The following is a 12525-nucleotide window of genomic DNA, read 5'->3' on the forward strand; positions in this document are numbered from 1 at the left end:
CTAAACAATCCTTATTCGCTCAGCAGTATGTGATTCCTCATAGGCATTCGGAATGACTGCTTATGTCATTTCGAAGGAACAAAGTGACTGAGAAATCTCACTCCTAACTCTAAACAATTCTTATTCGCTCAGCAGGATGTGATTCCTCATGTGCATTCGGAATGACTTCCCCGTCATTTCGAAGGAACAAAGTGACAGAGAAATCGCATTGCGGCGAGCAAAAGTCCTAAAAAATATATTATAGTTGAAATGTAGGATGTGATTCCTCACCTGCGTTCGGAATGACTGAAACACGAATGGAATTACGCAGTCATTTCTTAGTCGCTCCTTCGAAATCTCAGACGGAACAATTATATTTATCTATGCTTCATAACTACTTTGTTTATATCATGACCAACGAATATAGAACTACACTATACATTGGAATAACCAATAATATTCAAAGAAGAATCGCTCAACATTATTTTGACAGTCAAAATGCGAAAAAGTCTTTTGCAGGTAAATACAATTGTATCTATCTAGTTTATTATGAAGGTTTCGAAAAACCAAATGAAGCAATTGCCAGGGAAAAAGTATTGAAAAATTGGCGACGGGAAAAGAAAAACAAGTTAATCACTGAATTTAATCCAAAATGGGAAACACTCAATAGTCAAATCATTTAGTCATTTCGAAGGAGGAACGACTGAGAAATCACATCAAGTAGAGTGGTAAGTTAGAATTGTAGCATGGATGCCAATCTGGATGTGATTCCTCACCTGCGTTCGGAATGACTTCCCCGTCATTTCGAAGGAACAAAGTGACTGAGAAATCCCACTCCTAAATCTAAACAAATCTTATTCGCTCAGTAGGATGTGATTCCTCACCTGCGTTCGGAATGACTGCTTATGTCATTTCGAAGGAACAAAGTGACTGAGAAATCTCACTCCTAACTCTGAACAATTCATATTCGCTCAGCAGGATGTGATTCCTCATGTGCATTCGGATTGACTGCTTATGTCATTTCAAGTAAACGGAGTGATCAAGAAATCACATTACGGCGAGATTAGCCCCTACGCATTAAACGAAGGATAAAACTATTTTTTATTCTCAGATTTACAATTAGCCTATTCAATAAAACCTAAAACGCGAGTGTAGCAATCACTTTATCGGATTTAAGCTAGACTTAAAATAAAATAGTCCCCATTTTTAAATTCTTTTATAGACCTTTGCATCTTTATTATTAAGATCTATTGGAAATTTCTAATCTTATACTTAGTCCAAACTATAAAATATTGGTGACTGGAGGGGCTGGTTTTATTGGCTCAAACCTCTGTGATACACTTATTGCCAATGGCAACAAAGTAACTTGCCTGGACAATTTTGCTACAGGGAAAAGGGAAAATATTGCCTCTTTACTATCCAATACCAATTTTACCTTAATAGAAGGGGATATTCGAAAGTTGGAAGATTGCCATAAGGCTTGTACAGGTGTGGATTATGTGCTGCACCAAGCCGCCTTGGGTTCTGTGCCAAGATCTATCAATGACCCTATTACAAGCAATGATGTAAATGTCTCCGGTTTTTTAAATATGTTAGTAGCGGCAAGGGATGCAAAAGTAAAGCGTTTCATCTATGCTGCAAGTTCATCCACCTATGGTAATTCCAAAAACATGCCTAAAGTGGAGGACATCATTGGTAAACCATTGTCCCCCTACGCCATCACCAAATATGTAAATGAACTCTATGCGGATATTTTTAGTAAAACCTACGGATTGGAAACTATAGGCCTGCGCTACTTCAACGTTTTTGGCCGTAAACAAGATCCCAATGGGGCTTATGCTGCGGTAATCCCTAAATTTGTGATGCAATTAATGCAGCACGAATCCCCAATAATTAATGGGGATGGTAGTTTTTCGAGGGATTTTACCTATATCGACAATGTCGTTGAAATGAACATACGGTCTATGCTAACTGATAAAATTGAAGCCGTAAATACGGTGTACAATGTGGCGTATGGGGAACGTACTGATTTAAATGAACTTGTAGGCCTCCTTAAGCAATACTTAAGTGGCTTTGATAAGAAAATTGCGGATGTAAAAGTTGTATATGGTCCTACCCGTCAAGGTGATGTTCCGCATTCCTTGGCGTCCATTGAAAAAGCAAAAAAACTATTGGGCTATGACCCACTATATGATATTAAAACAGGATTAAAGGAAGCTGTATCCTGGTATTGGAATAATTTAAAATAGTAAAAAATGAATTTAACAGTAATTGGAACGGGTTATGTAGGTTTGGTCAGCGGCACCTGTTTTGCGGAAATGGGTAACCGGGTAACCTGTATTGACGTGGATGCCCAAAAAATAGAAGGTCTTAAAAACGGAATAATCCCTATATACGAACCTGGATTGGAAGCCATGATAGCACGAAATGTTAAAAGTAACACCTTACATTTTAGCAATAGTCTTGCAGAAAATCTAAAAAAATGCGATGTAGCCTTTATTGCCGTGGGTACCCCCATGGGTGACGATGGTTCTGCAGATTTGCAATATGTGTTACAAGTGGCCAAAGAAATAGGGCAACATATGGAGCATTCTTTAATCGTGGTTGATAAATCAACCGTTCCGGTCGGTACAGCAGACAAAGTCCGAGAAACAATCCAAAAAGAGCTGGAAAGGAGAAAAAAGGCAATTGATTTTCATGTGGTATCCAATCCAGAATTTTTAAAGGAAGGGGATGCCATCAATGATTTTATGAAACCCGACCGCGTGGTGGTCGGGTCTGATAATGAAGCATCTACCCAAAAAATGCGGTTGTTGTACAGTCCTTTTTTTAGGAGCAGTATGGATCGCTTGATCACCATGGATGTACGTTCCGCGGAAATGACCAAATACGTCGCAAACGCTATGCTGGCGACCAAAATTTCCTTTATGAACGAGGTAGCCAATATATGTGAATTGGTTGGGGCCGATGTAAACAAGGTGCGTATTGGAATTGGATCGGATAGCCGAATTGGCTATAGTTTTATTTATCCAGGTAGTGGCTATGGAGGGTCTTGTTTCCCCAAGGATGTAAAAGCGCTTAAAAAAACGGCCCAAGAACATGGCTATATAGCAAATTTAATTAGCGCCGTTGAAGATGTAAACGATAAACAGAAAATGGTAATCGCCCATAAAGTGGTAAATCGTTTTGGACAAGATTTAAAAGGAAAAACGTTTGCTGTTTGGGGCTTGGCCTTTAAACCCCAAACCGATGATATGCGGGAGGCTCCTGCCATTTACATCATTAAGGACTTGGTGCAACGAGGTGCCCATATTCAAGCCTATGACCCTAAAGCTATGGAAGAGGCCAAACATTTCTATTTGAAGGATGTTCCCCATGTTTCTTATTTCAACTCTAAGTATGAAACCCTTCAAGGGGCTGACGCTATGATTCTGTTGACCGAATGGAAGGAATTCCGGTCCCCTGATTTTGAGGAATTGAAGCAACAACTCAAGGAACCTATTGTTTTTGACGGTCGCAATCAATATAACAGTCAGATGATGCAAGACCTAGGTTTTGAGTACTTCCAAATAGGCAAGAAATAAGGATTTAGTTGATGGTTGATAGTTGATAGTTGATAGTTGATAATACATATACTAAATTATACGTTAAAGGGTCGGGATATAAAATATATTTTGTTTAAAGTATTTTGGTTTAGCTTATTAAGGGAACTCTGTCGAAGCAATCAGTAACTTTTTAAATAGATCTGAAGGCGTATGGTAAGCAAGAGAGAAAAAATAAATAACCATTGAAAGTAGTTATATATGGGCGCTATTAAAATAGCAATTATCGGATTGGGTTATGTGGGTCTGCCGATGGCGCGATTATTTGCCACCAAATATGCCGTTGTTGGTTTTGATATCAATTCCCAGAGAATTGAAGAACTACAATCTGGCGTCGATAGTACCCTGGAAGTAGAAGATGCTATTCTAAAAAAGGTACTGAGCCCTACCCCTTTTATGGGGACAGGTTTGTACTGCAGCGATAACTTTGAGGACCTAAGGGATTGTAATTATTATATAGTAACGGTGCCCACCCCGGTCGATACCACCAATAAGCCGGTACTAACACATTTGTACCGAGCCAGTGAAACCATAGGAAAGGTATTAAAACAAGGGGATATCGTCATTTATGAATCTACGGTATATCCTGGAGTCACAGAAGAAAAATGTGTTCCAATACTTGAAAAAATAAGTGGCTTACGATTCAATACCGATTTTTATGCGGGTTATTCCCCAGAACGTATCAACCCAGGGGATAAGGAGCACACGATAGAGAAGATTCTGAAAGTGACTTCAGGATCGACTCCGACAATAGCGAAACAAATAGATTCGTTGTATGCTTCGGTGATTACAGCTGGCACCTATCTCGCCCCTTCCATAAAAGTTGCCGAAGCGGCAAAGGTCATTGAAAATTCACAGCGGGATATTAATATTGCGTTCGTCAATGAGTTGGCAAAAATATTCAACCTCATGGGTATTGATACCCATGAGGTATTGGGGGCTGCTGGTACCAAATGGAATTTTCTTCCTTTTAAACCAGGTTTGGTCGGGGGGCATTGTATTGGGGTCGATCCCTATTATTTAGCACAAAAAGCGCAGCAATATGGGTATCACCCAGAGATAATCCTGACAGGACGGCGGATGAATGATGGGATGGGGAAGTATGTAGCCTCTGAAGTCGTAAAATTGATGGTACAAAAAGATATTAAAATCAAAGGTTCTAAAATTTTGGTGTTGGGGATAACCTTCAAAGAAAATTGTCCGGATGTTAGAAACACCAAGGCAATTGACGTAATAAACAATTTGAAAAGTTATGGTGCCGAAGTAACCGTGTTTGATCCTTGGGCTTCCCCTAAAGAAGTTATAGCTGAATATAATTTAGTTACTACAAAAGAAATGCCGAACGGCAAATTTGATGCCGTTGTCTTGACGGTGGCCCACAAGGAGTTCTCTAAATTCAGTTGCAGAGAATTACTCAAAACAAATGGTGTATTATATGACGTTAAAGGGTTTTTGAATGAGACCGTTGATGGTCGGCTTTGATTAGTTTTAAGAGCAGACGACCCCACAATATAAAATAATTAATCTTGCCCTGAGATTAAGTTTTTTTGGTTAAGTAGTTCAATTATAAGGTTTATTGGTGTAAATATTATCTTTCATCGATTTTATGGACAGAGTATTTGGTTTTTTTTTTCAATACCAGGAAATAGGCTAATATTGGGCATTAAACTTTAAGGAATAGAGTTTATGAAATGTCTACATATTTGTAATGACTTAATGGGTAGCAAGATTCATAAAAATTGATAAACTTAAAAATATAGTGTATTTATGCACCTATTTAGTCTAGTTATTTATACTGAAACCCACTTAGTTATTAGGATTGGAATGGTCTTTAATCTTTTAAACACCAACAATAAAGCATGAACAATTTGGATAAACCTGTAAAATCTGTAGCTGTTATATATCATTATTTTGCACTATATAGATATAGTGTTCTCAATGAGTTGATGAAAGCTAAACATATTAAATACACTTTTTTTTCCTCTCGTACATCGGGAAATGATATAAAAACAATTAATCCCGATTATGCCAATAGTGCGATAATAGACGGAGGTCTAAGATGGAAATTTATTACAAATATATGGTTTTATAAAGAAAGATTCCTTTGGCAAAAGGGGATTATCGGCTTGGCGTTAAAAGGAAATTTTGATGCGTTTATTTTATTGGGAAATGTTTATTTCATAAGTACTTGGATTGCTGCAATGATTATCAGTTTCAGACGTAAGAAATTATATTTTTGGACACATGGGGTAACATCCAATGAAAGGGGGCTTAAATGGTTTATAAGAAAGGCACTGTACAATATAGCGGATGGTTTATTGTTATATGGTCATGGTGCTAAGACTGTTATGCAAAATAATGGATTTAAAAAAAATATTCATGTAATTTATAATTCTTTAGGTACCGCAGAGGAAATTGTCGTTAACAATGATATTTCAGATGAAAGGCTAATAAACAAAAAACATGAACTTTTTCGAGACCCAAATTTGCCAATAATCATATTTGTTGGAAGGCTAACATATTACAAGAGGTTGGATCAAATTATAGACGCATCTCGAATCTTAGCGGATGAAGATTTTAAAATTAATATTCTTTTTGTAGGAGACGGTCTGGCATTAAAAAGTTTGAAAAATTTAGCGCAAAACTTGAACCTTTCGGAGTATTGCAATTTTTATGGCCCTTGCTATGATAATAAGGAGCTAGAGTTATTGTTCGATATTAGCAGCATATGCGTTTCACCTGGTGAAGTAGGTTTAACGGCGATGACTTCATTAGGGAATGGAACACCAGTAATTACACATGATGATTTCAACTTCCAAAAGCCCGAATATGAAGCAATAATTCCTGGTGTAAATGGATTGTTCTTTAAAAGAAATTCTGTTTCTGATCTCGCTATTACAATTAAGAAATGGATTGACGAACATAAAAACATTTCACATGAAGTAATAAAAAACACCTGTCATAAGATAATAAAGGAAAAATACAATTCGACCTATCAAGCTACTTTAATTAATGAGATAATTTTAAGAAATGAATAAGTATAATCTGCGTCTTTTTTTTCGCTCTTTAAAAGGTAAATGGTACAGATTTAAATATGGTCTTAAAAATGTTCATCCAACATTCTATATGGGCGGGAAATCAATTATTCATTCTGACCTTGTGGCGGAAGAATTTGTATATATAGGTAAAGGATGTACAATTGCTCCAAAAGTAAAAATTGGTAAATATACTATGCTGGCACCCGGCGTTAAAATACTTGGCGGAGATCATATCTACAATAAACCTGACACACCGGTTATCTTCTCTGGAAGACCTGAAATGCCATCTACCGTTATTGGTATGGATGCTTGGATTGGAGCTAACGTCCTGATAATGGCTGGAATCCAAATAGGAAATGGCTCTATAATTGCTGCAGGATCAGTGGTTACAAAAGATATTCCAGCATATTGTATTTATGGTGGTAATCCTGCAAAATTTATCAAATTGCGTTTTACGGATGAAGAAGCTGCTATACATACTAAAATGTTAGAAAACGATAACATTTCTGCGGTTTTTTGCAAAAAGAAAACTATAGATTAAATCAAGTAGAAAAATAATATGAAACAAATTATACAATCCTTTAAAACAGGGGAAACCATCCTAGAAAAAGTTCCAAAACCGCAAGTAAAACCGGGTCATGTCTTAATTAGAACCACTAAAACTTTGGTCTCGTTAGGAACAGAACGAATGTTAGTAGAATTTGGAAAAGCCAATCTTCTGCAAAAGGCCAAACAACAACCTGAAAAAGTTAAAGAGGTTATTACTAAAATAAAAACGGATGGTTTAATGCCAACAGTTAATGCGGTATTTAACAAATTAAGTGAACCCCTTGCTCTAGGGTATTGTAATGTGGGCATTGTAGAAGAGATTGGAAAAGGAGTCAGCGAGTTTAAAATCGGGGATCGCGTCGCTTCCAACGGGCCCCACGCTGAGTTTGTTTGTATTCCAAAAAATTTAGTAACCTCTATTCCCGAAAATGTTTCAGATGAAGAGGCCTGTTTTACGGTAATAGGATCTATCGGGTTACAAGGAATTAGATTGTTGAAACCTACTCTTGGGGAAACTATTGTTGTTATAGGTTTAGGTCTTATCGGACTAATTACGGCACAATTGCTTAAAGCAAATGGCTGCGAAGTAATAGGTTACGATCTAGATAAAACCAAGGTGGACTTGGCATCGTCTTTTGGAATCACAGCTTTTAACCCTAAAGAAGGTTCAGAACCCGTAAAACTGGTAATGGATAAAACCGAGGGTATTGGATGCGATGGAGTAATTATTACCGCGTCAGCACAATCTGATTTAATTATTTCGGATGCGGCAAAAATGAGTCGCAAAAAGGGTAGAATTGTATTGGTTGGGGTAATCGGACTCAATATATCGAGAGCGGATTTCTACGAAAAAGAACTTAGCTTCCAAGTCTCTTGTTCCTATGGTCCAGGAAGGTATGATACCAATTATGAAAATAAAGGTCTTGACTATCCCATAGCCTATGTAAGATGGACTGAAAAACGGAATTTTAATGCAATATTAAAAGCAATTTCCAATAAATCTATCGATGTAAAACCATTGATTACCCAACATGTTCCTATTGATAACTATTTGGATGTCTATAGTAATATGAGATCATCGGAAGCTATTGCCAGTATTCTGGAATATAGTTCATCTCCAGATAACGCAACAACTGTTGTCTTATCCGATCAAAAACAGTATTCAAAATCAAAGGGAGTTATAGGCATTATTGGTGCAGGAAATTTTACAGGCATGACTTTACTGCCCATGCTAAAAAAAACGAATGCAGAAATAAAATATATTACAAGTTCTAAAGGGCTGAGTGGAACCGGTCTAGCTAAAAAATATGGGATATCTAGAAGTACAACCAATTATTCGGATGTTTTAGAAGACCCTGAAGTGGATATTGTCATTATTACTACCCAACATCACCTACATAGCGATATGGTCATTGATGGTCTTAAGGCCAATAAGCATGTATTTGTTGAAAAACCTTTGGCGATAAATAATAGTCAATTAGATCTGATAGAAAAGGCATACAAAAACTCTCAGGGAAGCTTAATGGTTGGATTTAATCGTCGATTTTCACCACATGTCAATAAAATGAAATCATTGTTAGGTTCAGCTCAAACACCTATGAATATTATTGCGACTATGAATGCAGGTTTTATCCCTGAAAATGTTTGGGTACATGATATGGAAGTCGGTGGGGGAAGGATAATTGGCGAAGCCTGTCATTACATTGATTTACTCAGTTATCTAACAGGTAGTATCGTGACATCGGTATGTTTAAACGCGATGGGGAATCACCCCAAGGAAAATACGGATAATGCAAGTATGCTCTTGAGGTTTGAAAATGGTTCCAATGCGGTTATCAATTATTTTGCGAACGGTTCAAAAGGTTATTCTAAAGAAAGGCTAGAGGTTTATTCCCAAGGCCGAACGCTCATTATGGATAACTTTAGAACAACAAAAGGATACGGATTCAAAGGCTTTAGTAAACTAAAAACTAAAATGGACAAGGGACATTTGTCGCAGTTTGAAAATTATTTCACAAGCGTAAAAGAAGGAAATAACCCGTTGATAAATTTTGAATCTTTAATGAATACTTCCAGAGCTTCAATTGCAGCAATTGAAAGTTTAAAAACAGAAAGTTGGGTGACTATTTAATCCTCCTAGACTAATCATGGATTTAACGAAATAAAAAAAGTTTCATTTGAAGATTTTAAGACTATTTAATACCATAGGAAATATGGGTATGCGCTATACCCGATTTCGCTTAATACACGAAATATCGGTAAAAATCGGGCTTTTGAAATTTAAGTTCCCATCAAACCCTGATCCTATCGATATTTCGATATCACTGGACCAATGGCGCAAAGAGGCACCCCAATTCTTTTTTGATTCCAAGGAATCGTTGACTATTCCTAAAAACAGAAATGTAGTATTAGAAGCGTCTTTTAATGAAATTAAAGATAACACCTATACATTTTTTAGTAAAACGAAGTTTGCCTTGGGTGAAAACTATGATTGGTTGACCAATCCAGAAACGAATTACAAATATCAATTAGAGCATTGGACAAAAATCAAGGATCTGTCCAAAGAAGCCGGAGATATAAAATTTGTTTGGGAAAAAGCACGTTTTTCTTTTTTGTATGATATCATTCGTTATGATTACCATTTTGAAGAAGATTGTGCATCACTTGTATTTCATGAAATCGACTCATTTATTGATTGTAATCCGATTAACTTGGGGCCGAACTACAAGTGCAGCCAGGAAATCAGTATAAGAATATTGAATTGGACATTTGCATTGTACTATTATAGAAATTCTAAGGAACTGTCTGAAGATCGCTTTAATAAAATCATGAATGCCATTTATTGGCAACTTCATCACGTGTATCACAATATCGATTTCTCTAGGATTGCGGTAAGAAATAATCATGCACTGACCGAAACCCTAATGCTCTTTTTAAGCGGTTTGTTATTTCCTTTTCTACCTAACACAAAGAAGTGGTCCAAAAAAGGTAAAAATTGGTTCGAGGAAGAAATTGCCTATCAAATTTATAAGGACGGCACGTTTTTACAATTTTCAATGAATTATCATCGGGTAGCGATCCAATTGCTTACTTGGGGTATTAGACTGGCCGAACTCCACAAAGACCCATTTAATTCGACCGTAATTAATAGGTCGGAGAAATCGTTAAACTATTTACGAACATGTCAGGACCGAACTAGTGGAAAATTGCCAAATTATGGAAACAATGATGGCGCACTGTTCTTTAAGCTCACTGATGACAACTATCGCGTTTATACCTCTCAAATTAATGATTTAAGTGCCGTTTTACATCGTGAAGTTTCAGAACATAATGAAAGTCAGTTGTGGTATGGCATCAACAATTGCTACATAGTGCCCTTTGAACCAAACAAATTATCGTCTTATCCTTTTGGTGGTCATTATGTCATAAATGATGGTTCTTCAAAAACCTTGGTAAAGTGTGCCAAATACAAAGACAGACCTGGACATGCGGATAATTTACATGTAGATATATGGTTAGATGGCCATAACTACATATGGGACACTGGGTCTTATAAATATAATGCGGAAAAAAAGTATAGTTTATTTTTTGACCACTGTTATGGACATAATACCGTTTCTGTTGATAAAAAGAACCAAATGCTAAAAGGAAGCAGGTTTATTTGGAATTATTGGAATAAAAAAGCGACAGCAACCATAACCGAAAAGGAAGATAATTTTATATTCGATGGCCAATTTACAGGTTTTCCGGAACTTGGAAATAAAATTGTCCACCATAGAGAAGTGGTAAAGAGAAAGAAGGTAAATAAATGGGAGGTTACAGATAGAATAAAAAATGCCGATGGTTATGTAGCACAACTCTATTGGCATTTTAATCCAAAAACTTATGATCAAGTCCTTATCAACTGTAAAGATGGCAGCGGCAATGTTTTACATCCGGAAATAGAAGAAAAATGGTGTTCCAACTATTATGGTGAGATTGAACCCTCGATCAGGCATACCTACTATTCAAAAACCGGATTTAGTACTACAATTAAAATAGACACTTAACATACGAATGTTACTAAAATTAAGTTAAAGTAAACATAGAAGTTAACCAAAATGAAAATTCTTTTAATACATCAATATTTTTTGGGCAAAGGTCAAGGTGGAGGGGCCCGTTTTAATGAAATGGCCAAGCTATGGGCCGAAGAGGGTCACTCAGTTACTGTGATCGCTGGAATGCGCAGTGTATCAGGAGAAAAAGTAATTGACTCACAGGGCAAGCTATTCGTCCATGAAAAAGAATTTTATAAGAATACAGAAGTCTTTCGATGTTATGTTTCCGACACATCAAAAAGTCCAAATTTTCTCGGTAGGTTATTTGGCTTTTTTTCATTTGTTTTTTCTAGTACCTGGGCAGGTTTATTTAAAGTCAGGGGGAAATATGATCTAATGCTCGTTACTTCTCCCCCATTATTCGTTGCCATTCCCGCTTATATTTTGTCATCTGTTAAAAGAATACCCTTAATTTTTGAAGTACGGGATTTATGGCCGGAGTCCGCCATAGATACGGGTGTCATAAGCAATCCCTTTTTGATAAAATTTTCGTATTGGTTTGAAAAGACCATTTACAAAAAAGCAAAGTTAATAAATGTTCTGACACCCGCATTCAGGGAAAAATTAATAAAAGACAAGAATATACCGACTGAAAAGATAATCTATATACCTAACGCTGCTGATTTTTCTGTAGCAGATAAAGTAATGGCCGATTTTGACGCCAAAAAATTTAGAATAGAGGAAGGTATCGATGATAAGTTTGTTGTAACCTATATAGGCGCCCATGGAATTGCAAATCATTTGATTCAACTCATCGAGGCTGCTGAAAGGTTGCAAGACACCAATGTGCTGTTTCAACTTGTAGGTGAGGGTATGACCAAAAACTCACTAATGGAAGCAGTTAAAGCAAAAAAGCTACAAAATGTTCGCTTTATAGGTCATGTAAATAAATCGATGGCATTCAAATACATATTGGCCTCCGATGTGGGAACTTCCGTATTAAAAAAAGTCGATACCTTTAAAACTATTTATTCCAATAAGACGTTCGATTATATGTCCTGTAAAAAACCTGTTTTATTGGCCATAGATGGTGTTTCGAGACAATTGGTTGTTGAGGATGCTAAATGTGGGGTATTTGCGGAACCAGAGAATGCCGATGATATTGCGGAAAAAGTTAGGCAGTATATTCGAGGTGATTTTGATATGAAAGAACAAGGGGAAAACGGTTATTTATATGCCAAGGAGCATTTTGATAGAGAAAAATTGGGACTTAAATACCTAAAGGAAATGCAAAGATTATTAAAGTAATTGTACCTGCAA

At 36.6% G+C, this 12525-nt stretch carries 8 protein-coding genes and 2 pseudogenes; all 10 read left to right on the top strand.

Features of this window, described 5'->3' with window-relative positions:
* Nucleotides 1–281 precede the first annotated feature (281 nt).
* The 10 genes and pseudogenes from HPE63_RS04065 to HPE63_RS04105 all read left to right on the top strand — a co-directional run bounded on the left by HPE63_RS04065 (nucleotide 282) and on the right by HPE63_RS04105 (nucleotide 12513).
* Nucleotides 282–662, top strand: a complete 381-nt coding sequence (locus HPE63_RS04065) for a GIY-YIG nuclease family protein (protein WP_317172895.1) — start codon at nucleotides 282–284, stop codon at nucleotides 660–662.
* A gap of 567 nt (nucleotides 663–1229) precedes the next feature.
* A complete protein-coding gene (locus tag HPE63_RS04070) occupies nucleotides 1230–2228 on the top strand; it encodes an SDR family oxidoreductase (RefSeq protein ID WP_188312935.1) in 999 nt (332 codons plus the stop codon).
* 6 nt (nucleotides 2229–2234) lie between these two features.
* The gene (locus HPE63_RS04075; protein ID WP_188312936.1) at nucleotides 2235–3563 is read left to right on the top strand and encodes a UDP-glucose dehydrogenase family protein; all 1329 of its coding nucleotides are present in this window, start codon (nucleotides 2235–2237) and stop codon (nucleotides 3561–3563) included.
* Between the two features lie 219 nt (nucleotides 3564–3782).
* A complete protein-coding gene (locus HPE63_RS04080) occupies nucleotides 3783–5063 on the top strand; it encodes a nucleotide sugar dehydrogenase (protein WP_188312937.1) in 1281 nt (426 codons plus the stop codon).
* A 377-nt stretch (nucleotides 5064–5440) separates the two neighbouring features.
* Nucleotides 5441–6619: a glycosyltransferase gene (locus HPE63_RS04085; protein WP_188312938.1), complete on the top strand. Its 1179-nt coding sequence runs from the start codon at nucleotides 5441–5443 to the stop codon at nucleotides 6617–6619.
* 88 nt (nucleotides 6620–6707) lie between these two features.
* Nucleotides 6708–6827 (top strand): annotated as a pseudogene (locus tag HPE63_RS18630) (antibiotic acetyltransferase); the annotation flags it as partial.
* Between the two features lie 81 nt (nucleotides 6828–6908).
* Nucleotides 6909–7082 (top strand): annotated as a pseudogene (locus tag HPE63_RS18635) (DapH/DapD/GlmU-related protein); the annotation flags it as partial.
* A gap of 96 nt (nucleotides 7083–7178) precedes the next feature.
* Entirely contained in the window at nucleotides 7179–9299 is a 2121-nt protein-coding gene (locus tag HPE63_RS04095; RefSeq protein ID WP_188312940.1) for a bi-domain-containing oxidoreductase, read from the top strand.
* Nucleotides 9300–9345: 46 nt separating this feature from the next.
* Entirely contained in the window at nucleotides 9346–11217 is a 1872-nt protein-coding gene (locus HPE63_RS04100; protein WP_188312941.1) for an alginate lyase family protein, read from the top strand.
* 51 nt (nucleotides 11218–11268) lie between these two features.
* Nucleotides 11269–12513, top strand: a complete 1245-nt coding sequence (locus tag HPE63_RS04105; RefSeq protein WP_188312942.1) for a glycosyltransferase family 4 protein — start codon at nucleotides 11269–11271, stop codon at nucleotides 12511–12513.
* The last annotated feature ends 12 nt before the right edge of the window (nucleotides 12514–12525 follow it).

Origin of the sequence: Maribacter arenosus (assembly GCF_014610845.1) — a bacterium.
Lineage (GTDB): Bacteria > Bacteroidota > Bacteroidia > Flavobacteriales > Flavobacteriaceae > Maribacter_A > Maribacter_A arenosus.